This is a genomic window from Streptomyces sp. NPDC048639, assembly GCF_043199075.1.
Lineage (GTDB): Bacteria > Actinomycetota > Actinomycetes > Streptomycetales > Streptomycetaceae > Streptomyces.
The window spans coordinates 236,563-261,362 of the sequence record NZ_JBICVP010000010.1 but is presented as its reverse complement, the minus strand read 5'-3'; the positions used below and the strand labels follow the sequence as shown (position 1 = coordinate 261,362).

Annotated in this window: 18 protein-coding genes and 1 pseudogene; 13 read left to right on the top strand and 6 right to left on the bottom strand. The window is 67.5% G+C overall.

Annotation, left to right across the window (positions count from 1 at the left end; genetic code table 11):
* Positions 1–61: 61 nt before the first annotated feature.
* On the top strand, positions 62–1,486 hold the full coding sequence (locus ACGFNH_RS27050; RefSeq protein ID WP_393657981.1) for an MFS transporter: 1,425 nt from the start codon (positions 62–64) through the stop codon (positions 1,484–1,486).
* Between the two features lie 117 nt (positions 1,487–1,603).
* On the opposite strand, the pseudogene ACGFNH_RS27045 reads toward ACGFNH_RS27050, so the two are convergent.
* Together ACGFNH_RS27045 and ACGFNH_RS27040 are read right to left on the bottom strand one after the other, a co-directional pair.
* Positions 1,604–2,263, bottom strand: a pseudogene (locus tag ACGFNH_RS27045) (transposase family protein); the annotation flags it as partial.
* 133 nt (positions 2,264–2,396) lie between these two features.
* Positions 2,397–3,359 carry a cupin-like domain-containing protein gene (locus ACGFNH_RS27040; RefSeq protein ID WP_393657979.1) on the bottom strand — a complete coding sequence of 321 codons (963 nt, stop codon included), beginning with the start codon at positions 3,357–3,359 and terminating at the stop codon, positions 2,397–2,399.
* Between the two features lie 107 nt (positions 3,360–3,466).
* Between ACGFNH_RS27040 and ACGFNH_RS27035 the strand changes: the two genes are divergently transcribed.
* From ACGFNH_RS27035 to ACGFNH_RS27020, 4 genes are all read left to right on the top strand, one after another.
* Complete coding sequence (locus ACGFNH_RS27035; protein WP_393657977.1) at positions 3,467–3,868, top strand: GAF domain-containing protein; 402 nt, start codon at positions 3,467–3,469, stop codon at positions 3,866–3,868.
* Between the two features lie 56 nt (positions 3,869–3,924).
* Entirely contained in the window at positions 3,925–4,494 is a 570-nt protein-coding gene (locus tag ACGFNH_RS27030; protein WP_393657975.1) for a hypothetical protein, read from the top strand.
* A 41-nt stretch (positions 4,495–4,535) separates the two neighbouring features.
* A complete protein-coding gene (locus tag ACGFNH_RS27025; RefSeq protein ID WP_393657973.1) occupies positions 4,536–5,144 on the top strand; it encodes an MFS transporter in 609 nt (202 codons plus the stop codon).
* Positions 5,145–6,167: 1,023 nt separating this feature from the next.
* Positions 6,168–7,421 carry a S8 family serine peptidase gene (locus ACGFNH_RS27020; protein WP_393657971.1) on the top strand — a complete coding sequence of 418 codons (1,254 nt, stop codon included), beginning with the start codon at positions 6,168–6,170 and terminating at the stop codon, positions 7,419–7,421.
* 70 nt (positions 7,422–7,491) lie between these two features.
* Here the strand turns inward: ACGFNH_RS27020 and ACGFNH_RS27015 are convergent, their stop codons facing one another.
* Entirely contained in the window at positions 7,492–8,904 is a 1,413-nt protein-coding gene (locus tag ACGFNH_RS27015; protein ID WP_393657969.1) for an MFS transporter, read from the bottom strand.
* 543 nt (positions 8,905–9,447) lie between these two features.
* Here ACGFNH_RS27015 and ACGFNH_RS27010 point away from each other — a divergent pair.
* From ACGFNH_RS27010 to ACGFNH_RS26995, 4 genes are all read left to right on the top strand, one after another.
* Positions 9,448–10,776 carry an MFS transporter gene (locus ACGFNH_RS27010; protein ID WP_393657967.1) on the top strand — a complete coding sequence of 443 codons (1,329 nt, stop codon included), beginning with the start codon at positions 9,448–9,450 and terminating at the stop codon, positions 10,774–10,776.
* A gap of 203 nt (positions 10,777–10,979) precedes the next feature.
* Positions 10,980–11,822 carry an ATP-dependent sacrificial sulfur transferase LarE gene (gene larE, locus ACGFNH_RS27005; RefSeq protein ID WP_393657965.1) on the top strand — a complete coding sequence of 281 codons (843 nt, stop codon included), beginning with the start codon at positions 10,980–10,982 and terminating at the stop codon, positions 11,820–11,822.
* Positions 11,823–11,893: 71 nt separating this feature from the next.
* The gene (gene larB, locus ACGFNH_RS27000) at positions 11,894–12,640 is read left to right on the top strand and encodes a nickel pincer cofactor biosynthesis protein LarB (RefSeq protein ID WP_393657963.1); all 747 of its coding nucleotides are present in this window, start codon (positions 11,894–11,896) and stop codon (positions 12,638–12,640) included.
* Positions 12,637–13,776, top strand: coding sequence for a LarC family nickel insertion protein (locus ACGFNH_RS26995; protein ID WP_393657961.1), 1,140 nt, complete (start codon positions 12,637–12,639; stop codon positions 13,774–13,776). The genes larB and ACGFNH_RS26995 overlap by 4 nt, the downstream gene beginning before the upstream one ends.
* A 91-nt stretch (positions 13,777–13,867) precedes the next feature.
* Here the strand turns inward: ACGFNH_RS26995 and ACGFNH_RS26990 are convergent, their stop codons facing one another.
* A complete protein-coding gene (locus ACGFNH_RS26990) occupies positions 13,868–15,367 on the bottom strand; it encodes an MFS transporter (protein ID WP_393657959.1) in 1,500 nt (499 codons plus the stop codon).
* Between the two features lie 219 nt (positions 15,368–15,586).
* A complete protein-coding gene (locus ACGFNH_RS26985; protein WP_393657957.1) occupies positions 15,587–16,663 on the bottom strand; it encodes a hypothetical protein in 1,077 nt (358 codons plus the stop codon).
* 974 nt (positions 16,664–17,637) lie between these two features.
* Here ACGFNH_RS26985 and ACGFNH_RS26980 point away from each other — a divergent pair.
* Positions 17,638–19,683 carry an MFS transporter gene (locus tag ACGFNH_RS26980; RefSeq protein WP_393657955.1) on the top strand — a complete coding sequence of 682 codons (2,046 nt, stop codon included), beginning with the start codon at positions 17,638–17,640 and terminating at the stop codon, positions 19,681–19,683.
* 130 nt (positions 19,684–19,813) lie between these two features.
* On the opposite strand, the gene ACGFNH_RS26975 is transcribed toward ACGFNH_RS26980, so the two are convergent.
* Complete coding sequence (locus tag ACGFNH_RS26975; protein WP_393657954.1) at positions 19,814–20,755, bottom strand: hypothetical protein; 942 nt, start codon at positions 20,753–20,755, stop codon at positions 19,814–19,816.
* Positions 20,756–21,324: 569 nt separating this feature from the next.
* Between ACGFNH_RS26975 and ACGFNH_RS26970 the strand changes: the two genes are divergently transcribed.
* Genes ACGFNH_RS26970 through ACGFNH_RS26960 form a run of 3 tightly spaced genes read left to right on the top strand, consistent with a single transcriptional unit; the run spans position 21,325 to position 24,778 of the window.
* Positions 21,325–22,458, top strand: coding sequence for an inositol-3-phosphate synthase (locus tag ACGFNH_RS26970; protein ID WP_393657952.1), 1,134 nt, complete (start codon positions 21,325–21,327; stop codon positions 22,456–22,458).
* Entirely contained in the window at positions 22,455–23,894 is a 1,440-nt protein-coding gene (locus ACGFNH_RS26965) for an SCO3242 family prenyltransferase (protein ID WP_393657950.1), read from the top strand. Before ACGFNH_RS26970 ends, ACGFNH_RS26965 begins: the two co-directional genes overlap by 4 nt.
* Positions 23,891–24,778: a sugar phosphate isomerase/epimerase family protein gene (locus tag ACGFNH_RS26960; RefSeq protein WP_393657948.1), complete on the top strand. Its 888-nt coding sequence runs from the start codon at positions 23,891–23,893 to the stop codon at positions 24,776–24,778. Before ACGFNH_RS26965 ends, ACGFNH_RS26960 begins: the two co-directional genes overlap by 4 nt.
* Positions 24,779–24,800 lie beyond the last annotated feature (22 nt).

The following is a 24,800-nucleotide window of genomic DNA, read 5'->3' as shown; positions in this document are numbered from 1 at the left end:
CTGCCGACGCCGCGCCCGCAGCCCGCCGAAGACCGACAGCCGTGTGAGGAGTTGCCCGCCGATGTCCACTCAGCCTGTCCCGGAAGCGACGGCGCCGGTCGACCGCGCCTCGTCCCTCCCACAAGGGGAGGCCCGCCGCATCCTGGCCCTGACCAGCCTCGGCGTGTTCATCGTCTTCCTCGACACCACGATCGTGAACGTCGCCTTCGACACGATCGGTCACAGCTTCGACGCCGGCATCACCCGCCTGGTGTGGGTCCTCAACGGCTACACCCTGGTCTTCGCGGCGTTCCTGATCCCGGCCGGGCAACTGGCCGACACCTACGGCCGCAAGCGCCTCTTCCAGATCGGTCTCGTCGGCTTCTCGCTCAGCAGCGCCCTGTGCGGGCTCGCTCCCGGCCTCGGCGTTCTCATCGCAGCGCGGGCTGCCCAAGGCGTCTTCGGCGCCGTCATCGTCCCGGCATCACTGGCGCTCCTCCTGCCGGCCTTCCCCCTCGAGCGCCGGGCCACGGCGATCAGCACCTGGGGCGCCATGGCGGCTGTCGCCACCGCGATCGGCCCGACCCTGGGCGCGCTCCTGGTCGAATACACCACCTGGCGCTGGGTCTTCCTGCTCAATGTCCCCATCTGTCTGCTCACCGCGGCCTGGGGCGCACGCCTGCTGACCGAGACTTGCAACACCCGCAGCAGAGGCTTCCCCGACCCCCTCGGCGTCGCCATGAGCGCCGCCGCGCCCGCCTTGCTCAGCTTCGCCGTCATCTACGGTCCGCGCCTGGGGTGGGGCGATCCGCGCGTCCTGGCCGCCGCGGTGGCCGGTGTCGTCCTCATCCCCGCGCTGATCCGCCGGTCGCGGCACGCCTCGCGGCCGGCCCTCGATCTGAGCCTGTTCCGGATCCGCAACTTCCAGGCGTCCAACATCGCCACACTGATCTTCTCCGTGGCCTTCTTCGCCGTCCTGCTCTCCAGCCTGCTGTTCCTGCAGAACGTCTGGCACTACTCCGTGCTGAAATCCGCACTGGCCGTCAGCCCCAGCGCGCTCGTCACCGCGCTCGTGGCCCCCTCAGCCGGCCGGCTGGCCGAACGATTCGGCTACCGCGTGGTCTTCGTGACCGGCGCCCTCTTCTACGCCACCGGCGCCGCCGCCCTCGCCCTACGCACCGGCCCCTCACCGCACTGGGCCACGCACTGGCTGCCCACCCTCGTACTCAACGGCATCGGAGTCGGCCTGGCCCTCTCCACCCTCAACAGCGCAGCCGCCAAAGCGCTGCCACCCGAACGCTTCGGTGTCGGCACCGCCATCAACAACAGCTTCCGGCAACTGGGCGCCCTCCTCGGCGTCAGCCTGTTCGTAGCCGTCCTCGGAACCCCCACCAGCGAAACGATCCTGGGCGGCTACCACCGGGTCTGGTGGGTCCTGGCCACCGTCCCTGTGATCAGCGCCGTGGCCTACCTCGCCACTCACCGCGAATCGGCTGCCACCGGATGACGCCGGACGTGACACCTGCCTGGACTCCCGCTCTCCCGAGAGCCGCGGGCGCAGACGGCACCGGCTCGGCTGAACCGGGTACAGGTAGTGGTCGTGATCGAAGCGGACCACGCCATTGAAGTCGTGCTCGACGCGGGCGCGGACCTGCTTGTGGGACTTGTTGTGTTCCTCTGTCCGGTCCGGGAGTACGGCCTGGCCGCGCTCGCGGCGGTGCGGGATGGCGAGTCCGGTGCCCGGGTAGCCACCGTCGGCGATGGTGAGGGTCTTGCCGACGGCAGCCTTGGCGCCGGATTCCTCCCATGCCTTGAACTCGTTGCGGTTCCCGGCGAGCGGCCGGCCGACCACGACGGCCAAGCGGGTGTCGGCGTCGATGACGACCTGGTGGTTGGTGGAGTACCCGTAGTTCTTCGACTGTGCGGCGATGGTGTGGTCGCGGGTGGGGGCCAGGGTGCCGTCCACTATGAGCACGGTGTCCTGGCGAACCGCCTTGCTGGGCTGGAGAACGAGCATGGGTCCGAGATGGTCGATGATCCGGTCTGCAGCCGACTTGGAAACCCCGAACAACGGGGCGAGCTGGCGCATGGTCAGGTTCGTGCGCCAATACGCCGCGACCAGCAGTGCCCGGTCCTCCAGTGGAAGGCTCCGCGGCCGGCCCTTGCGGACCGCGTTGGCACCCTCGCGCCGCAGAACCGTCACCAGCTTCCCGAAGGCGCGCGGGCTCAAGCCGGTGAACGGGGCTGTCCAGGACGGCTCCGACGCCGTGATCACACCAGCCACACCAAGATCATCTCACCTGTGACCAGCAGCTACGGGACACCCTAGGGAAAGGCGGCTGCCAAGGCTGAACGGGGCGAGCGGGGCGACTGCGCGCCCGGCCCGTGGACCTGGACTGATCATGCGCAGCAGACCCTCATCGGTCAACGCAAGCGTGAGCATCGAGGCGGCGCAGGATGTCCTTCGCTTCTGTCGGGAGCCCGTTGAATCCTCCAGCGGAAGCGTCTGAGCCTGCGGAGTCCGCGAGGGTCCGATTCAGCAGTTCCAGCCAGGCCCAACGCCGGGAAACGGGGTTGAGGCGCAGCGAATCCGGACGCCACCAGAATGTAATGTTGGCGTTAAAATCGCCAAGGTGATGAAAGCTATGGAACCAGAATGCTGGAAGAAACAGCATATCGCCTTCATGCATTTCCCCTTCCCGACATTCCATTTCATCAAAGAGCGGGAATCGCGCATGATCCGGGCTCTCGATGTTGACCTGACTGACGTTGGGCAGGGGAATTTTCGCATCAATTTCGAAGGGGTAGAACCCTTCTAGACCAACGGGCGGAAAAAGCCAGAAGCGCTTGGACCCAGAGATCTGTGCATTGAGATTATGACAGCCGTTGTTGTCATAATGCAGCCAGGTACGGGGTCCTGCCGAACCGAACCACGACCATACTGTATTGATTCGATCCTCACTGAAATACGGTGGAATCTCGAAGTCGTCGATCAGCGATCCAAGACTTGGACTGATCTCACGTGAACCATCAGGCATTGCCCGCATCAGCTGGGCATCTTCGCCCATCAAAAGGAACCTCGCCGCATCGGGTCCGCGCAGCCTGGCTAGAAAATCCGCAAATGTACTCTCCTCCGAGGCGAACAGAGGTTCACCCTCTTCGACATCGAAATCGGGGTGCAGATGGCTGCTCGACACCTTGTAGCGGACCGGCACAGAGCCGATCCGTTTCCTCAATTCTTCGGACGACCAGTTCTTGCGCGCGATCCAGTGATCGATCGCCCCTGAAATGATGACAGGGCGATCAGCCTGGACGAATTCTTTTTCGAATTCTTCCCGCGATGGCGCCTCTACCCGTTCCACGGAGCCCACTACTTTCATATGACACACCTCCTTACGCGCGACCCTAACAAAGAATGCCACATCCACATATAGCCCACACGGGTGGTAATTCTGTCGAAGCACGCACCAATGGGCAGTCACACTCCATGGACTCCTACCAATCGTGGCTCACGAAGTTTCTCGCCACACAGGACGGAGTCGCCGGCACGGTACATCTCGTGCGCGGTGATCTCCTGGAAATCACAGCTGCTGTCAACATCCCCGAGAGCGTCCAAACAGCCACTCGGGTGATTCAGCCGGGTAAGGGAATGGCCGGGCTGGCTTGGAGCCGGAGGCAACCGGTCCAGACCTGCAACCTACGCGAGGACACGACAGGGGACGTAAGTCCGGGCGCCTGTGCCGTCGCCGCACAGGCCGCTGTAGCGCTCCCAGTGCCGGATGGTGCGGGCGAAGTTCGCGCCGTCGTGGGAATCGCCTTCGCCAGCGAACGAGAGATCGAAATGTGGGAGCTCGACCGCCTCAGCGGGGCTGTGGTCTCCCTTCCTTGACCCTGACTCCATGAAAATCCGGTCGAGCGGATGTCGAAAATCCATGATGCAGACAGGTGGCCGAGGCTGCTCACAACATCAATGGCGTCAGTCCCATTCATGAAGGTCACGAACCTCAAGAACCGCGGGCCGCCCACCTGGTGTTCCAACAGTCGTTCACAAAGGGAGAGGTTCGCGTGATTCCCTATGTAGACCTGCCGCCGATCTCGGAGATGCCCAACGACGTCCTAGTCGGCGACTGGTATGTGGTGTTGGCTTCCGAACCGGCTCAGCGGGAAAGCAACATCAGTGTCGTGCCACGGTGTGACGATGCTACGACCTTCGATGCCGTCCAGACCTATCCGGCCCCCTCGAGGGACTCTCCCCCACAGACCGTCACGTACGCATTTGTGCTGCGGTCCACAAACCAGTACAGCTACACCTCACTCGGGTTCTCAGGCGACCTTCTCGTACTCAGCGGCAACAGTGAGAGCCATCTGCTGATCGGATCGCGCTCTGCCAAACACTCCCAGCTGAGCGTGATCAGCCGTACTCCCCGGCTTGATTCCGAGAACCGCGACGCCCTAAGGCATGATTGCCTCCGTCTCGGCATCGACCACGTCAGGCACCTCGGCCTCGGCTACTAGGAAAGCGGACGTCTTCCGTCGGAGATAGGGAAGTCGATGCGATGCCCTGCGCTCGGGGGATGAGACATGCTGACGCCGCCTGCCGGACCAGGCTGGACGCATTCACAGCATTGGGTGTGTATTCCGGAGCCGACAACGGTGATGCTCTCCCCGGACCGGGCCGTGGTGGTCGTGGCACTCCCCGCCATGGCGCACGATCTTGCTCTGGGGAACCTGGCGGCCCTGGGCGCGTTCGGCGGGCGGCTCGGCAGCATGATCGGGCCCCTTCAGCGTTCCGGATGGGCATCACGATCTGTGCGCTCGCCTCCGTGGGGTGCGCGTTGGCGCCGGCCGGGGAAGAGTCAGCGGCTCTCCTTGTCCTGTTCCGCTGCCTGGAGGGCGTGGGGGCCGCCCTGACCGTGCCGGTGACGGTCTCCATCGTGGCGGACACCTTCGGCGAAGGCTCACGGGGCCGCGCCATCGCCCTGTTTGCCGGCCGCTCCCAACTCGCCTCGCCGGCAGGGCCGTTGGTCGGCGGTGCAATACCGAGACTCTGGGCTGGCGGTGCGTTCTCTGGCTCGCCATCCCTGTGGCCGTCTGTGTGCTCATCCTGGTCACTGAGGGCGCCCGGTGTCGCGAGCGCCCGAGGGAGGCTCCGCCCGACTCGGTGAGCTGCTGCTCATGGCCCCGGGACTCTCGTTCCTCGTGGTGAGGTTCCGCAGAGCGCGGTCTGGGGCCTGACGTCGTGGCGATCGGGCGGGGCCGTGTTCATCGGGCTGATCCTGACCGCGCTCTTCTGCCGGGTCGCCCTGCGCTCGCCACAGCCGCTGCGGTCCCGCCCCGGCATCGGCCGGCGCGGGACCTGCCCAGCCGCTGCGCCGTTGGGCAAGCTCCGCACGGAGGGGATCGTTCACCAGTCGGTGCCTACAGGGCATCGACTGGTGCAGTTCCTGTCTCCCGCGCCGGTGTGACTGGCCGTCCTTGTGATCGTTCACGGGGCACCCGGTCGGGGGCGCTGGAGGCCTGTATTTCCAGGTCGGTCATGCGCGGCTGCCGTTCGGCCTCGTACGGCGCGTTCAATCAAGCGCTCGGTGCGCGGCCGAGCCGTGCCTGCTTCGAGCTGACTTCCCTCAATGGCCTTCCGCTCACGGGAGGCGCGTCTTCGCGGAACCAGTCGAGTGGCATCAGCGCGGGCGCCTTGATGGTCGGTCAGGCCGGCATCACAGGACGTCGGGTGCTGGTACGGCAGGGAGGGCGGAGCGACGTCCGGGTCCTTCATGTCTTCGCGCGATTCTTCGGGCATTCTTCGGGCCGCAGGGTGCTGAGGCACGGACACCCGTTGTCAGGATGGTCCGGCCCACCGATCACACGTCTGCCTCCCACGGCTTGCCGCAGTGGTCGACCGATCCCTTCATGGCTCCATGAGAGTTCCTGTGCGGCCGTTGCGGTTCGTCCTCCCGAAGCCGGTGTCCCGATCACTTCGCATCGGTTCCTTCCCGTCCTCCTCCGTCCGCAGCCGCCGTAACAGAAGGTCGGTCGCCGGAGTCGCTGCTCTGGCCTTGGCGATGCTGCTCGCCCCGGGGTGCACGCCGGCGCCCTCCTCACCGGCCGTTCCGAGACCGGGGGGTCCCGGCCCCAGCACGCCCGCCCCGAGCTCCGTCCCGAGTCAGGAGGGCGGCCCTGAGCCATCCAATTTGTTCCCCGAACCGCTCACCCTCACCCAGTGCCGGACACGGCTCGGCGTCGCCTGTTACACGCCACGGCAGATTCGCACTGCCTACGGGCTGACCGGCAAGCGCGTAGGTCATCTGACGGGGAAGGACGTCACCGTCGTAACCGGCATCGGCGTCATCCCGAAGACCATCCAGCACGACCTCGACGTATTCTCCGACCGCTTCGGACTGCCGCGCACGAAACTGGAGTTGGCGTACGAGAACGGCGCCTCACCCTCAAGCCCGCAGGACGCCTCGAACTACCGCGAGGCGATCCTGGACGTCTCGGCCATCCACGCCATGGCTCCCCGGGCTCGGATCGTCGTTGTCGCCGCTCCGACCATCCCGAACCAACACGCGGGCGACCTGCCTCCGGCCTACCTCGACGCGTTGGAACGGTATGACGGTGACGTGCTCTCCATGAGCTGGAACAACTTCGAGGAGCTCCTCTCGCAGCAGGACCCGGCGCTGCGGCAGGGGTCCGTCGCCCTGGAGCGACTGCGCGAGCCGCTGGTCCGGGCGTCGGAGCAGGGAGTGACCATCATGGGCTCCTCCGGTGACTGGGGAGGCCTGGCCCCCTCGGTGGGCGCGCTGTGGCCCACGGCCGACCCGGTCGTCACCTCAGTCGGTGGCACTGTGCTCGACCTGGACGCCGACGGACACCGCCTACGACCGGACACCGGGTGGAATGCGAGCTCCGGCGGTCTCTCCTCGTGGTTCGCACGACCCGCCTACCAGGATCCGGTGAGCCGGCTCGTGGGCACCCGTCGCGGCGAGCCCGATATCAGCATGATGGCGCGTTCATTCTGGGTTCACGACAGCGCAGGGCCCCAGCCTCCGGGTTGGCAGCTCGTCGGGGGCACGAGCCTGTCCGCCCCGTTGATGGCGGGGATCGTCGCGCTGGCAGTGGAGGCGGCGGGCCACCGGCTGGGGAACATCAATGAAACCCTCTACCGCCTCGGCGAGCGTCCGGGCGGTGGCATCGTCGACGTGACTACGGGTCAGAGCTCACGTGACGCCCACGTCGGCGCACACGCGGCACCCACGGTCCCCGAACCACCCGGTTGGCACGGCTACACCGCACACGCGGGGTACGACTTGGTCACCGGCCTGGGCACGGTCGACGGCGAGCGCCTCATCCCCTCCCTCGCCGCGGCGGGCCGGGGCAAGGAGGACCGGCATGAGATGCAAGAAGACGCGGTCCCTGACGATGCGGCCACGTCCGCGGGCAAGTAGAACGGGACCCCGATCGGGTCACTGGGACAAGCCCTCACGCCATCGGTCACAGAGCGATCGGTGGTCGCCCTCAGCGCTGGGTCCGGGTTCGAGCGACCTTCGCTGCTCGGAAGAGAAGGAGCGCAAATCCACAGGCGGGCAAGAGGGCGGATCCCCGCAGGACACTCTCCACAGCCGACGTATTCGTCGCGGCAGCGCCTGAACCCTCGTTGAGAGACTCGAGGCCGGTGGCCGCCAGGGAGATCACGGTGGCCGACGCGAGCATCTTGGCGGCCAGGGTCAGACTCATGGCTGCTCCCGCTTGCTCCGGTGGCACATGCTGCTGCGTCAGGACGTTGGTCAGTCCGCCTGCCAGTCCGACGCCGAGTCCGCAGAGGACGAAGGCCAGCACATAAGGGCCGAGGGTTTCGGACCACGTCACCATGAGCACGCCGACGGTGGCCGATGCCATCGCCCCGCACAGCCATGCGTACGTATATCCGGAGCCGGCCACTCTCCCAGCGGCATAACTGGACACCGCATCCGGGACGGAAAGCGCGAGAAAGACGCAACCCGCACTGATCGACGAAAGCCCCTGGGCCTCCTGCAGATAGAGGACCGATAACGTGGTCAGCAGGACGTAGGTGGCCATTGCCAACGTTCCGATGATGGTCAGCATCCGGATGCTGCGATCCCGGTACAGAGCCCGGTCGTGGAGTGATCGCTTACCTCTGGCCTCCTGAAGCGCGAAGGCAACCAGCAGCAGGACTCCGCCTCCCCCACTGGTGAGGGTTGGAAAGGATGTCCAGCCCCACGTCGACCCCCGGTCCAGGGCCAGGGTAACCCCGACAAAACCGAGAACGACAGAGACGGCATGGAGCAGAGGCGCTCGGCCCGCCGCCTTCCTGGAGTCGCGTGAGGGCGTGACACACCAATAGATAATGGGCATGGAAGCCAAGCAGAGGGGAATGTTGACAATGAATACATAGCGCCAGTTGAACTCCGCCAGGAGCCCGCCGATAAATGGTCCGAACGCAGCCCCGGCTCCCGCTGCCCCCAGAATAAAACCCAGGCCGACATCTTTTTGGTGGCCTTCAAGTACGGCAGAGATCATACCCACGGCCCCCGGAACCACAAAAGCTCCGCCGACTCCCTGCCCCACCCGTCCGGCAATCAGCCACAATACGTCCGGGGCCGCCGCACACACTGCAGAGCCGGCCAAGAAGGTAGCCATGCCATAGATGGTGACAAGCCGCCTTCCATGAGCATCAATGAGCCGGCCTGTAAGAGGAAGCACACCTCCGAACGCGAGCATGAAACCTGTAATGATCCAGTGCAAGTCCGTAGCCGGCCGGGAGAAGTACGAGGCGATGCGTGGAAGAGCCAGGTTCACCGCCAGCCAGTCCAGTTGCACCACGAGCACGGCTACCGCAGCCGAACACAACCCGAGCCTTTCCCGCCATGTGAATTGCGTCCGGGAGATGTGTCGCGCTCGATGCTCCATGAGCCCCAGACTCCTTCATGGTCCCTTCCCGGCAAAGGTAGACACGTTGAACCTCCACGGACGTGCCATGTGCAGCAGATGTCAGGACTCACGCACGTGATGCCGCTTCGCGACTCATGGAAGTGCGCCCGACACGGATGACCGCGCGTTGCCTGCCCTGGTCTCGGGAATCGGACGGATGATGCCAGTGCTGCAACTGGCACGCTGTCAGGCATCCGGTCCGCTTGCGAGTTCGTCCTCGCGTGAGGGGTGAGCCCATGCTGCAGGGCGCCGAGGACCTCTCGGCCCAGCGATCCGCCTGAGGATCACTACGCCAAACGGCTCGAGTCACTTGACCGGCGCCTTTGACACGGGCAGAAATTCGCACGGACGGAATGTCACATCCGTCAAATGTCCGACCGGCACCGGGAAGCCGGGGTCGTAGTAGAGCCGACGCGGTGACGGCAACCGGGTCAGGAGCGCACATTGACTCTGCCGGCATCCGCGGCTTCCTCACGACCCCGCAAACGATTCGTCCTCACGGCCATGGGTGGGGCCGGAGGGATGGTGCTGCTGGATCAGACCGTCGTCGCGGTGATCCTCGTTCCGATGACGCGCAGTCTCGGGATCAGCGTGACCGCCGCCCACCGCGTGCTCCTGATCTATCTCCTCGCCCTCTCATCGCTCACTGCCGTGGGCGCCATGGCAGCCAGGAAGTTCGGCCTCCTGCGTACCTTCTGGTTCGGAGTCATGCTCTTCACGCTGGCCTCCGGTTGCTGCGGTCTGACGCCGGAGGGCGACATCGCTGAACCCTTCCTGCTCATCTCAAGGGCTCTGCAGGGCGCAGGTGCGGCTCTCTTGCTCCCCGTGGCCACCACCCTGATCGCCGACGTCTACGAAGATCATGAACGCGCGGGGGCGTTGACGACGTACGCGGGTGCGGCACAGGTCTTCTTCGTGATCGGGCCGCTTGTGGGGGCTCTCCTTGCACAGTTCCTGAGCTGGCGCTGTGTCTTCTTCCTGAACATTCCCGTGGGCGTCGCGATCATCTGCTTCATCACCCGGGCGAGGCTCGGCAGGGAAGCAGTCGGTGGCAGGTTTCTCGTGGGCCAGCCGGTACTCATGATCTCGGCCTTGGCTGCCGTCGTGTTCGGTCTCTTCCAAATCGGGATCTGGGGGCCTGGCGATATCAGAACGATGGCGATTCTCACCCTGGGGATCCTGTTGCTGGCAATTTCGATCGCGTTCACACTGCGAGCGTCGCGCCCCCTTGTCGAACTACGGCTGCTCCGCAATAGGCCCTACAGGGCGGCGGTGACGATCACATTTCTTGTACAGGGCGCACAATTGATTGCGGTGGTGCACGGTACAGTGCATCTGCAGCAGGACCTGCATCTCAGCATCCTGGATTCCGGGGTCGCCATTCTTCCGCTGGTCATCGCGCTCGCAGTTGGCACATGCGCCTCGGCATATCTTCTGGATCGCTTCCGTTCGATCCGCGTGACCGCGCTGTCGAGCCTGGGGTGCGCGACGCTGGGCATGGCCGGCTGGACCTCCGTATTCGTGGCCGGGACATACGCCTGGCAGATTCCGGGGATGATTGTCGCCGGCCTCGGAATGGGCGCACCGATCCCTGCGCTCAGCGCGGAAATGATGCGTGTTGTCCGTGTGGAGCAACGCGCGGACGCCTCGGTTCTCCGTCAGACCCTGCGGCAGTTGGGAGGTGCGTTGGGACTCGCCGTTGCCGGAGCGCTCGTCCTGTCCGGCAACGACAAGGCGTCCGACGCCGCGGGAGCCATCGCAGCACCGGCAGCAGTTTCCGGATTTGTCTTCGCATCCATCGTGCTGGGTGCCGCATTTCTTGTTGCGGCCTTGATCATGCCGCGGGAGTGATGCGGCCGCCGCTTGTGACGGAATCTGCAGAAAAAAGGGCCCGACTCGTACGCGTGCTTGCCCCTGAGAAGTGCGTGCCACAGCGAGGCCGAGATGCCTCATCTCCCCCGCCTTGCCGCTCCCCCGCGTGTCCCTACATTCACGTCACCCCCACTGCCCTATCTTTGCTGCGATTCGGCCATGGACATCACGAGGTGGACCTCATGGATCAGGAAGTGCCGACCCGGAACCTGCTCGAGCGACTGAGGCAGCGCCTGGCGCGGGAGGAGCGCCTGATCGTGGCTCTCTCCGGAGGGGTCGATTCCTGCCTTCTGGCCGCTGTGGCCGGAGAGGTCCTGGGCGAACGGGCCATTTCCGTGACGGCGGTGTCCGCAAGCCTGCCGACGGCAGAGCGGGACTACGCGCGCGCTTTCACCCGTCAACACCGACTGCGCCACATCGAACTCTGCACAGATGAGCAGGACCGCCCGGAATACCGTGCCAATGGCGCGGACCGTTGCTATCACTGCAAAGATGCCCTCTTCCAAGCGATCGCGCCCCTGGCCGATTTGCTCGCAGCACCTGTGGCCCTGGGAACAAACCTCGACGACCTCGGTGACCACCGGCCTGGCCTGCGAGCAGCCGCCGATTGGTCGGCGATCGCTCCACTCGTCGACGCCGGCTTCGACAAAGCGGCAGTACGCCGCGCGGCTCGGTCTCTCGGTCTGGACGTTGCCGAGAAGCCGGCAGCGGCCTGTCTTGCCTCTCGCATCGCGTATGGGGACACCGTCACGGAGGAAGTCCTCGCACGCATCGAAACCGCGGAAGTCGCCTTGCACGCGCTGGGGTTCGCCGAGTGCCGAGTCCGCTCCCACGCCCAGGGAACAGTTGCCCGGCTGGAGGTTCCGCCCCAGGAGATCGAGCGGGCAACCGCCCTCCGGGACCGCGTTGACGCCGCGGTTCGCGAAGCAGGGTTCACGTTCTGCGCGCTCGACCTGGCCGGGTTTCGCAGCGGCCGGATGAACGTGCTGCTCGGTATGCCAACCCTGGCCTCCACGTCCTCCTGAACGCCGAACCCACTCCGCCGAACTGCCGCTCCGAGGACCCACGGTCCTCCTCTGTTCCGAAAGGTGTCCCCGTGCCCGGCCTCACCTCCGAAGACCGCACACCGACCGGGCCGGCACAGCACCCGTCCGTACCCCTTTCGCCCGAGCCCGGTTATGCCGATCTGGGCTTCGCGCGCGTCGACATCGACCGCGAGGCCCGGCAGGGCCTGCCGGAGGTCGTCTACGGTCCCGGCAAGACCATTGACGAGATCGCGGCGATCGTCTCCCGACTGCTGGACCGCAACACCGGTCCGGTTCTCGTCACGCGCGTCGAACCGTCCGTGGCAGCAGAGGTCACACAGCGCATGCCGAACGGTCGCTACCACCCTGAGGCACGCCTACTGGTGTGGCGACCCGCGGCGCAGGGCCTGTTCACGGTGGCCGTCGTCACAGCCGGCACGGCGGACGGCCCGGTCGCGGCGGAGGCCGCATCGGTTGCCGACGCGCTCGGACTTCGTGTCATGAGTCTGCGTGATGTCGGTGTCGCGGGCATCCACAGACTTCTGGCCGTTGTCGACGAACTGCGGTCGGCGGACAGCATCATCGTCGTCGCCGGGATGGAGGGCGCGCTCGCCAGCGCTGTCGGTGGTCTGGTGGCCTGCCCGGTGATCGCCGTCCCGACATCAACCGGTTACGGCGCCGCGCTCGAAGGAGTCACCGCCCTGCTGGCCATGCTCACATCGTGTGCTGCCGGGCTGACCGTGGTGAACATCGACTCCGGATTCTCGGCTGCCATGGCAGCCCACCGGCTCGCTCGCACAGGAGGGACACAAGGATGATCCTTTGGCTCAACCCGTCGACAGGGTTGTCCGGCGACATGCTCCTCGGCGCGCTCCTCGACCTGGGGGCACCGATCGCCGAGGTGCGGGCCGCGATCGCCTCGGCATGCCACTCCGGTTGGCAGCTGGACGCGGAGCGCGTCGAGGGAGGCGCTCTGCGTGCCAAGGTCCGTGTGGAGGACGGCGCCGTCGACAAGAGGCGGGCCACGGAAATCCTGGACATGGTCAGCAGCGTCTCGTCCGAACCGGTAGCCGCCATGGCCGCGCGCGCTGTCACTGCGATCACCAAGGCCAGGGGGGAGTTCAGCGACACGAGCCACGCAGACGTCGAGCTCTACGAGATCGGCCAGATGGACACCGTGGTGGACATCGTGGGCGTGGCCGCAGCGGTCCACTCCCTCGGCATCTCTCATGTGTACTGCGCCCCCGTGGCGCTGGGTTCCGGTGAGATCACCACGCGCCAGGGCACCCTCTCGACACCCACGCCCGTGACTCTCGCGCTGCTGAAGGGGGCCAAGACGCGCGGCATCGACGTTTCCGCGGAGACCGTCACCCCCACGGGAGCGGCCCTCCTGGTAGCGATGGAGGCCAAGTACGACCCCATGCCGACGATGCGTATCGAACGCGCGGGCTATGGTGCGGGCGGGATGACCTTTCCCGGACGCACGAACGTACTCCAGGCAATGCTCGGCACGATCGGGCACGTGAACGGCACACGTGAGTTGATCCTCATGGAGACCAACCTCGATGACGTCACAGGCGAGTTGCTCGGTCGGCTGATGAGCCAGCTCATGGATACCGGGGCTCTTGACGCCTGGACCTCGGTTGCGGTGATGAAGAAGGGGCGGCCGGCGCATCTCGTCCACGTGCTCTGCGAGCCGGGCGACGCACCACGCCTCCAGGAACGGCTCTTCGCGGAGAGCGGAACCCTAGGGATCCGGACGAGCAGCGTCATGCGCACCGCACTGCCCCGCAGCACCGTCACAGTCGATGTCGCGGGACAACGGGTTCGTGTGAAGGTGGGGCCCTACGGCGCGAAGGCCGAACATGACGACGTCGTCTCCGCTTCTGCGGCTTCGGGGCTGCCTGTGTGGGACGTGATGGCAAGGGCCCTGGACGCCTCCCGTACGAACTGACCGGGCCCGCCGACGTATTCGCCCAGCAGCGGGGTGCCGCTCAGCCATCCTGCGGCGACCTCCGGTCCGCTCCGATCGGGCGGTGAGGTGGTCAAGCCGCCTCGTCCCGATCACGCTCCGCCTCGACCTGCGCTTTGCCGGGCAGGAGCGCCACCCCGGCAGCCGCAACGAACAGCACTCCCGCCGCGACGTAGTAGGCGGTCGACACCGCGGCGGTGGTCGCCCCTTTCAGTGCCGGCAACAGATCCGAGGGGATCGAGGCGGGCAGTGATGTTCCCTGCTCGGACGCGGTCACTGCCTTTCCGATCGACCGTTCCACCCGGTCGTACTGGTCCGCGGGAACACGGCCGTACTGGTCGAGAACCTGCCTCAGCCGCGCATTCTGCTGCTGGGCGACCACGGCTCCCAGCACTGCCAGTCCGAAGGCGGCACTCACCTCCCGGCACGTCTGGACCATCCCTGCCGCCGCCGCGCGCACGCTCTGCGGGACACCGTTGAGCGCGGTTGTCCAGGCCGGTGACACCGCCATGCCGACCCCGGCACCCAAGGCGCAGTACGACGGAAGCAACCACGCCAGACTCTGTTGATGCAGCACCGCAGCCGCCCACAACAGAGCCCCCAGGCAGAGGATCATGCCGATGCCGAGGGGAAGGCGCGGGCCCGCACGGTCGTAGAGCCAACCGCCGAGAGGCGCGCACAACATGGTGGGCAGCGTAAGAGGGAGGACCCACAGGCCGGCTTCCAGGGCAGACTTTCCCAGGACGTCCTGAAGCCAGATCACTCCGAACACCGAGAATCCGACGAACGAGAAGCGCACCGTGGAGATGACCGCCGCCCCCACGGAATACTCTTTCAGCCGGAACAACGCGAAGCGGATCAGGGGATCGGGTCGTCGCCGTTCACGCCGGAAGAGAAGGCCCAGGAGTGCGGCACCCACGGCCAACAGGGAGATGACGGCCGGTGAGGACCATCTCCAGTACCTGGCCTGCATGAGCGCCAACACCACGCACACCAGGCCCCCGATCAGCAAAGGCGCGGCTGCCCAGTCGACCCGCTCGTGTCGGCGCGGTTCCGGGGCGAGCAAACGGCGTGCCAGGATCACCGCGGCGATGCCCAGGGGCGGATTGATGAAGAAGACTGCCCGCCAGGAGAACGCAGTGGTCAGTGCGCCACCGATGAGCGGTGCCAAGCTGTAGAACATGGTGGAGACACTGGAGGAGAACCCCATGGCCCGGCCCCGCTGGTGACGCCCGAACTCCTCGACGATGAGCACAAAGCATGCGGGGCGCAGAATCGCCCCGCCGGTGCCCTGCGCGGCACGCGCGGCGATGAGCCACCCTTCCGACTGTGCGAACCCGGCCGCCACCGACGCCACGACGAAGAGCATCGTGCCGAACAGGAACGTGCGTCGGTGACCGAACGCATCCCCCGCACGCCCACCCAGCGCACCCGCTCCGGCGAAGCTCAGAAGGTACGCGGTGACGATCCACTGCACTGCTGCAGGTGAGCTGTCCAGACTCCTTTGAATGCTGGGAAGCGCCACGAGAACCACCAGCGCATCGGTGGCAATCATCGAGGAGGCGCCGGTCATGACGGCCAGAACCCACCACTGGTGGCGTCTCTGCGATCGCGGCCGTTCCATGCTCTCCCTTTCCGAGCGATCCCTGCGGTCGGGAAGACGACTGCCGGATCAGAGCGCCCGGCGTGATCGGAGAACCGATTGGACGCCAGAGGTCCGACCCGGCTCCGGGACGGTGCGGGTGGTGGCGGGGGCCCTCCGGACTCCCTTCGGATGGCCGCTCGGGCCTCGTCACTCGCCGCGCGCCGCGTCCCGTTGGTACGGACGTCGTAGTGTGCTCAGCGCCCGTTCACTCAGCCGCGTGCGCCCGTGCGGCCCGGTGTACGTCACTTCGGTCACAGGGCCCACGTCGTACCGGACCTGATCCGCGATCAGGTAGCCGGCTTTTCGGGCGTTGGCCGTCGGGCTGAGGTCCGTCATGCGGACGGGCGCGCGCCCGACGCGGGCGGGCAGATGGCGCACGATCCGCGCACACACCTCAGCAGCCCGGCGAGATGCCAGCACGCCACGGTAGATGTCCGGGTGCCAGGGCGTGTCGGAGATTCCGCGGACCACCAGCCACGGAACACCCGAGACGGCATTGGCGAAGGCGAAGCCCGCCCCCTCGTTCTCCTCGGCATCGCTCTGGTACAGCATGTTCTGCGCCTCGATCCAGTCCAGGTTCTCCGTCCAGACCGGGCCTTCACCCACCGTGCCGATGACGACGCTGCCGGGCGCGGGTCGGGACACCGCGCCCCGTCGGCGGGGGTTTTCGGGGGCAGCTGCTCGCTTGGGGCGTCCCACGTTCTCGTGGGCACCGGCCCCGGCGGCCCGTACCAACTCCCTGCTGCCCGCAAGCGCCTTGACGTAGACCCAATTCCTGTCTACGGGCTGGGCCTCGGCATCGAAGTCCCGAGCCTCCTCGGGGGTGGCGTACTCCTTGCCGTAGCCATCGATGACCGCCCCCTCGAGGTTCGTCGTTCCGGTGATGTGGATCTCCATACCGGGGTACGGCACTTGACGGTTGTCCCGCCGGTAGTGGATCGCCTCCTTGTCGACCACGTATCCGCCGAGGACGACGTCGCCGACCCCGATACCCGCGTTCTGCGAGCCGGCGGTCCCGGAGAAGAGCGTGGCCCGAGGATGAAACGTCTTGTTCAGGATCCAGGTCGCCAGCTCAGCACCCGAATCCATGGAGCCGCTGGCCACACTGACGACGGGGCGGCCCTCCATCGCCCCGACGGTGAAGCGATATCCGTCGATGTCGACCTGCCGGTCGACGTCCATACGCGCCAGCACCGCCGCTTCCTCGACTGGAATCGCACTCACGATCCCGACCGGCGCCAGACCTGCGTCCTCACCGCGATCGCCGGGTACCGGTGCGGACCCCGCCCCGCACAGCAGCCCGAGCACGGCTGTGACCGTCAGCGGTGACGACCGTCTTCCGCGCCTGGAGATACGGGTTGGGAAGCGCACTTGGACTCCTTCTGCTCTGCCGGCCGATCCGCCCCGCGGGTGACCCTCGGCACGGTAGGGCTGGCCACGCCGCCGGGCACCGACCCACGTACGCGACACGGCACTTCTCAGGCCAACGGCCCTGCACCACCGCGTGTGCGGCCGGTGCCCTGGCCTCTGCCGCAAGCGGCGGTCCATGGGGACGACACAGTGGGCGTCCGACGAGGGGCAGTTCCTCGCTGAATCCGACGAACTCCCCCACGACCGCCGTCCCTCGATCAACACGATCGTTTCGAGAGCACCGGCACCGGGACCGGCTGTGCCCGGGCTTCACTCGCGTCCTGAACTCCCCGCCCACTCCTGCCCCTTGACCTGACAGCCCGGCGACATGGAGAGGGTGGACCGCGGCCGTCCTCCCCCGCGTCCACACGCTTGCTGTCACGGCACGCCGAATCGCTGACGAGCTGACTGTGCCGCCCGGCGGTACGTCCCGGTGCTCCTCGTCCTCGGCCGGAACCAGCGGGGGCGGGCGGACGCTTCGCCTGCCGAGGCTCGGCCTCCGGAAGCCGCAGCAGTTCGAGGGCAGCGGCGTTGACAGCGACGACGATGCTTGAGCCGGCCATGGACAGAGCGGCGATCTCAGGGCGGAGCACCAGTGCCGGCCTTGCCGAAACGCCGCTTCGAGGACGGGCAGGGGGAGCCGCACCTACCGGGGAAGGGTCCACCGCGTGGTTGGCGGAGCCCGGACGAACCGCGGTCGCCCAGGGTTTATGCGACGCGTATCACGAAACTCGTGAGAGTTCCGGCGGCGCCTGCGAAGGACGTGCGAGAAGAGGGACTCTGCGCCGATGACCAGCGCGTTCGCTCGTTTCAGTCACCGGCTCCGGCGTTCGCGCCAGAAGCCGGAGGGCGCCCCCAGCCTGCGCTGGGTCCTGGTCGGCATGATGCTCGTCTCGTTCATGGGCGCCCTCGACACGACGATCCTGGCCACGGCGCTCCCGACCATCGCCGGGGACCTGGGCGACCTGAAGCACCTGTCGTGGCCCGTCACCTCTTACCTACTGGCTGTGATGGCCTCGGCGATGGTGTGGGGAAAACTGGGGGATCTCCTCGGTCGCAAGCGGGTGCTCACGGCTGCGATCGCCCTGTTCCTCGTGGGATCCCTGCTGTGCGGGCAGTCGGAATCCATGGCGGAGTTCGTCGTATTCCGCGGTCTCCAGGGCTTGGGCGGCGGTGGGGTGATGGTTCTGCCGCAAGCCATCCTCGCGGACATCGTGGGACCTCGAGACCGGGGGCGCTACCAGGTCTACTTCGCCGCGAGCATCGTCCTCGCGGGAATCATCGGGCCGCTGGCGGGAGGGGTGCTGGTCGACGGGGCTTCATGGCGGTGGGCCTTCTACCTCAACCTGCCGATCGGGATCTTCGCCCTGCTGGTCATTGTCCTCCGACTGCGTATCGCGACACCCCGGGAGCCGCCGGACATCGACGGCTGGGGAATCGCACTCGTCGCCACGTTCTCCGTCGCGCTCGTCCTGATCATCACGTGGGGCGGCGTCGTGTTCCCCTGGCTCTCCCTGCCGGTCGTGGGACTCATAGCCCTATGCCTTGTCCTCCTGCCCGTCATCCGGCGGATCGAGAAACGGGCCGGAAGTCCCGTGCTCCCTCTGCACGTCCTGCGCCGACGAGGTTTCATCGTTCCTGGCAGCATCAGCTTCTTCTTCTTCTGGATTCAGGTGGGGCTGATCAATTACATACCCATCTACTTCCAGCTGGTGAAGGGCACTTCGGCGCCCGTGTCCGGCCTTCACCTTCTGCCGATGACATGCGCCGCGCTCGTGTGCTACACGCTGAGCGGGCGGGCCATCTCGCGCTGGGGCCGGTACAAGGTGTTCCCCGTCACCGGTGCGGTGTTCCTGACGGCAGGCGTGACGCTGTGCTCCTTCCTGGACAGCCGAACCACCTCCCTTGTCGCCTGCCTGTACCTCGTGGTTCTCGGACTCGGTTTCGGAATGATCTCCCAAGTCGCCCTCGTGGCGGCCCAGAACAGCGCGCCCTATCGCGATCTCGGCGCCGTGACCTCGGGTATCGGATATCTGCGCAACGTCGGGGCCGCCTTCGGCCTGGCACTGTTCGGAGCCATCCTCAACCGCGTACTGAGCTCGCGACTTTCCGCCGCAGCGGCAGAAGGAAGATTCCCCGGGGGGAACGAGAAGCGATGGACCGATGGAAATCCGAAGCTGCTCCACGAGCTGACCGGAAGTGCCCGGACGGTCTACATCGACGCGTACGTGGACGCCGTTCACACCATCTTCCTCTCGGCCATCCCCGTCGCCCTGTGCATCCTGGTTCTGGCCCTGATGATGCGTGAGGTGCCACTGCGGCGTACCGCGGGGGGAATCCGGATGCGGGACGGCTCGATCGTTCTGCCCGCATCGCAGGAATCACGAGAAGAGATGCAGCGTCTGCTCGAGGTGATCGCCGGTTTGCAGACCGGCGAGGACCTCCACCGGCATCTCGCGGAAAGGGTCGGCGCCCGCATCTCCTCAATGGAGAGCTGGACCCTGTTCAGAGTTGTCCAATACGGCCCCGCCACAACGGAGCATCTGGCCCGTTCCACTCGGATCGCCGGTGCCGAACTCCGGGAGAAAATCGATACGTTGAGGGGCCGGGGGCTCGTGGAGGAGGATCGCGGCGGTGTCGTGTCGCTCACCGCGGCGGGCGATGAGTTCAGTCAGGACATGATCAGGGCCCAGACGGAGGACCTGGTGGAACTGGTCGCCGACTGGTCGCCCGAAGGGGATGCGGAATTGCGTGGCCTGCTCCAGTCCCACGCCCGGGAGCTGCTCGTCGACGAACGCAAACCGCCGCTCCCCAGCGGCGGCTCGTCGTCGTGAGGATCCCCAAGGCGACCATGCCGACCGCGGTGCGGGCACAAGGCCGTACACCTGGGCCGCAGGAATGCGTCGCGGGCGTGGGTGCCGCGGCGGATGGCCTGCCGCGGCACCCACTGATGCCGGTGCGGTGCTAGCGGAGAGTCACGATGCGCCAGGCGCCGAGCTGGGACTGGGCGACGCCGGCGTCGATGTCCGGGGTGGAGGACATCAGGACGTACCGTCCCGGTCGCGGTGCCGGCGGGGTGGGGCTCGGGGGGGTGGGGGCTCCGCCGGGGCCGAGCAGTGTCGCCTCGTGGTGAGCGGACATGCCGTTCAACCCAAAGGCGGGCCCGTCGAAGGGACAGCCAGCCCCAGCGCAGCCGTCTTCCAATGCTCTGCGCACCTGGGCCTGGGTGGCGTTGGGCCGGAGGCGCTGGAGCAGCATCTCGCCGCCCTGGTCCGTAGCGTTGGTGAACCTGATGGGGCCCCGGGCGGGCAGGGTCTCCGGGGATCGCAAGCGCGGTCCGGCCGCGGTCTCAACCAGCTTGACCGTAGCGGGTGCTGTGCCGGCTCTCCCCTCCTGGGCGGGGCTGTTCTCGCATGCCTCGTGGTCGCCGGTGACGCGCAGCGTCTTCGTACGAGCCGGGCCATCGAGCACCTGAGTGAGGTCGACCAGTCTGTAGGTGCCGGGGCAGAGGGTGACGCTCATCCGGACGGGGTGAGCGCGCTGCACCTGGGCTCCGCCGAAGAACTCGGCCTCCCGGTCGACGAGTCTGGCCGCTGCGGCGACCTCACGCGGCGGGTTGGCCAGCGAGGTGCCGCGCAGGTCCCTCAGCACCTGGTTCACGGTCGCGCCCCGACGCGGCCGGAAGATCTCCAGTCCGTGCTCCTCCCCGTCGGCGGAGGAGACGCGGAACTCGACCGGACCGGCGGGTACGGACGCCGGAGCGCGGAAGCCCGCGTCACTCATCCGTACGTCGACGACGGGACGGTCGGTCGCCTGGACCGCCGAGGGGATGGCGATCATTCCGCCGACCAGACAGGCCAGAACCGAAGCCCTCCGGGCCTTGGCCCCTACAGTCAGTGTGCTCACGTGCTGTTCCTTTCGCGAAGCAGGCCCGGCCCCCTCCGTCCGGACCAAGTGGCTGACTCCGTCATGGAGTCACACATTCGGTCGGTGGGCGACACGAAAAGGGCGGCCCCGGACGGCTCCCCCGTCGCGGGCGAGGGAGGTTTCCGAACCGCATCAGGGCCAGTCGGGACGCGGGAGGGCCCCCTCGGCCGCCGGGAGTGGGCTTCCGCCGATCGGACCAGGGGAAGTGCACTCGTCAGGAGGAGCGCCCCGGGGTCGTGCCCGGAGGTGCCTTCGGCCCAGGGACAAGGCCCTGACCGTTCACGGGGCGGTGCCGTCGAGGAAATCCGCGGAGAGGCGCCCGCGAGAGGAGCACGGTCAACTGGGGTGGTCCTTCATCGAGGACGCGGACCCGTCGCCCCGGGGAGTCTCCGGGTGCAGTCGCGTCCAGGTGCGGTCACCGGACCCAGAGGTACTACAGGAAAGAACAGGGAGGCTGCTGTGCAAAGAACCTTCCGGCGAATGGGATCGTCCGTCCTCCATTCCCCGTCGCACCCGCTGTGTGCCTACGGTCCCACGAGGGGCGGGTCATGACCGGCCCGCGGCCGACGGTCAAGGATCTGACGGGTGTTTGGCTCGTGGGGGCGCGCGGTTCCGTGGCCACCACCGTGGTCGCGGGTTGCGCGGCCCTCACCGCGGGGCTTCATGAACCGACAGGCATGATCACGGAGACGGCGCCGTTCTCGGACTGCTCCCTGCCCGCACTCGAGTCCCTGGTCTTCGGTGGCCACGACACAGCGGTCTGCCCGCTTCCCAAACGTGCGGAGGAACTGGTTGCCGGCGGCGTACTGCCCCACGGCCTGCCGACGGCCATTGCCGGCGAACTGGCCGCTGCCGACTCCGCGATCCGTCCCGGTGGACCACTGCCGGGTGACGATCGCGACGACGAGCAGCTGATCGCCGCCTTCACCGAGGACATCACCGGCTTCGTGCGGGAACGGGGCCCGGCCCGCACCGTCGTGGTCCACCTCGCCTCGACCGAGCCCGCCCCCCTGCCGGACGACGACCGGCTGCCCGCCAGCTCGCTCTACGCGGCCGCCGCCCTGCGAGCAGGCTGCCCCTATGTCAATTTCACCCCCTCCTCCGGGCTGCATCATCCGAAGCTGCGTGAAGCGGCCGAGACGTCGGGTCTGCCGTATGCCGGGCGGGACGGCAAGACGGGGCAGACGCTGCTGCGGTCGGTGCTCGCCCCCATGTTTCTCCAGCGTGCCCTGAGCGTCCGGGCCTGGTCGGGCACCAATCTGCTCGGCGGGGGCGACGGCGCGGCGCTCGCCGACCCTGCCGCAGCAGCCGCGAAGAACGCGGGCAAGACCCGGGTTCTCACCGACACCTTGGGTCACCGTCCGGAGGGGGACCTGCACATCGACGATGTGCCGGCTCTGGGCGACTGGAAGACGGCCTGGGACCACGTCGCTTTCGACGGCTTTCTCGGCTCGCGCATGGTGCTGCAAACCATCTGGCAGGGCTGTGACTCGGCGCTCGCCGCCCCCTTGGTCCTGGACCTCGTACGGCTGACGGCAGCGGCCCACGCATCGGGCCTCACCGGCCCGCTCCCGGGTCTCGGTTTCTTTTTCAAGGACTCTGACCCCGGTGCCCCGGCCGGGCTCCCCGATCAGTGGCTGGCCCTCCTGGAATTCGGGGCCCGGCTCAGGGGGCGGACATGACCCGCAGGTCTACTCCGTGGTCAGGCGCGGGCCGGGCCGGGCACAGGGGACAGGAGCCCTCCGGCACCTGGCGCGGTTTCGGCCCTGTGTCCCGCGCGGAGACGTCTCACGCTCCGCAGGACCCGGCTGCGGCTTCCCGGCCCGAGGGCGGCGCGCCTGCCCGGCCGTACCCCAGTGATCCGCCGCCTCCGTCACCGGCCACGGTCGAGCACTCCGCGGTGCCTTGGACCGAGCAGGTGGAGGCACATGTCGCTCCGCGGGTGGGCGGGCAGGATGGCAGGCATCCTCGCCTGGCCTCTCCACGAGACCTTCGCGCTCCGAGGACCTTCCGGGCGCGGGCCGCGGTCTGGGGTGAACTCCTGCGTCTGCCGGCCCTGTTCACCGTGCCCGGTGACGCACTGGCGGGCGCGGCGGCGGCGGGGGTACGCCCCAACTCCGGCACGGCCCTCGCCGCCAGTGCGTCTCTGTGTCTCTATGCCGCCGGTATGGCTCTCAACGACTGGGCCGACCAGGAGACGGATGCCGTCGAGCGCCCGTCCCGTCCGCTGCCGTCCGGCCGTATCCGCCCTGTTTCCGCTCTCGCGGCCGCGGGGTGCCTCACCGTCTCAGGAATCGCCGTCGCCGCCCGGGCCGGCCGGGGCGCCGCGGTCACAGCGACCGCCCTGGCCGGGACCGTCTGGGCCTATGACCTGTGCCTGAAGGAGAGCAGTGCGGGTCCGGCCGCGATGGCCACCGCTCGCTCACTCGATCTGCTGCTCGGGGCGGTCGCCTCCCTCTCGCCCCTGGCGGGACATGCGCGAGGCACAGCGGCTTTCCTCCGGCATGCCCCGCTCGTCCGGGGCAGCTCAGGGCCTGCCGGCCTCGCGGCTGGTGGTCGGCATCGTCCTGGGGGCCCCGCGCATCAGCACCATGGCTCACCTGCGCGGGCCCTGACGTCGGCATGGCAGTCGGCGGCGATCCTGGGCTCCCATACGCTCGCGACAACCACTGTCTCCCGCCATGAGGCGTTCGGTGGTTCGTCCTCCGCGCCTTTGGCGGGGCTCGTCACAACGGCCTCGATCTCGGCGTTCCTGGGCTCCCGGGCCAGTCGCGGTTTCCGGACACACAGGTCCCGGCTCATGGAAGGCCGGGCCCACGGAACCGGTCCGCGCTCCTGGTCTGCCGCCACGGCCCCTCGTACGCCTTCCCCAGGCGCTCGTGCCTTCGCCATGGGGACCAGCGTCCTTTACGCGGCAACCGCGGGCCGACCCGGAGCCCACGCCGCCCTGAATCCGTCGCCGCAGCTCACCCGTCGCGCAGTCAGTGGCGGTATCCGCGCAATGATCCCGCTGCAGGCGGCGCTCGCCCTGCGCCACGGTGCCGTGGGCACAGCGTTGGCCTTGCTCGGTCTGGCGCCCATGGCTCGGCTCCTCTCCAGGAGGATCAGCCCAACATGACCGGCATCGAGACCAGGGACCGTGAACGTACACCCCTGCGATTCGCCTACGGCACCAACGGACTGGCCGACCTTCGGCTCGACGACATCCTCACCCTGCTCGCCGAACTCGGCTACGACGGGGTCGGTCTGACGCTGGACCACATGCATTTCGATCCCCTTGGTCCCGCAAGGGAATTGGCTGCCCGCGCCCGGCACGTCGCACGACGGCTCGACGCACTCGGGCTGAGTGTCGTCGTCGAAACCGGAGCGCGCTACATCCTCGATGCCCGACGCAAGCACCACCCCACCCTGTTGGATGCGGACCCCAATGCACAGGCCGCCCGGATCGATCTGCTGAAGACCGCCGTTCGTATCGGTGGCGACATCGGGGCGAACGTCGTCCACTGCTTCAGCGGGCCCCCACCCCGTGACACGCACGAAGAGATCGCATGGCAACGGCTGGCCGATGCTTTGATGCCCGTGCTCGATTGCGCGGAGGCGGCCGGTGCGACGCTCGCCATCGAACCCGAGCCCGGGCACCTCCTCGAGGATCTCGCGGGCTTCCAGCGCCTGTTCAAGATCCTTGGCGAGCCTGAGCCACTCCGTCTGACCTTGGACATCGGCCACTGCCAGTGCCTCGAGCCCGCATCGCCCGAGGAGTGCGTCCACCAGGCCGCGCCCTGGTTGCGCCATGTGCAGATCGAGGACATGCGACGGGGCATCCATGAGCATCTCCCGTTCGGAGAGGGCGAGGTCGACGTCCCGCCCGTCCTCGCCGCGCTGCGCGACATCGCCTACGAGGGACTGGTCGGCGTCGAACTCCCACGCCACTCCCATGCCGGCCCCGAACACGCGGCAGCGTCGATCGACTTCCTCCGGGCCGGCGGACGCCACCCCCGGTGATGCGGAGCGAGGTGCGAGGCGA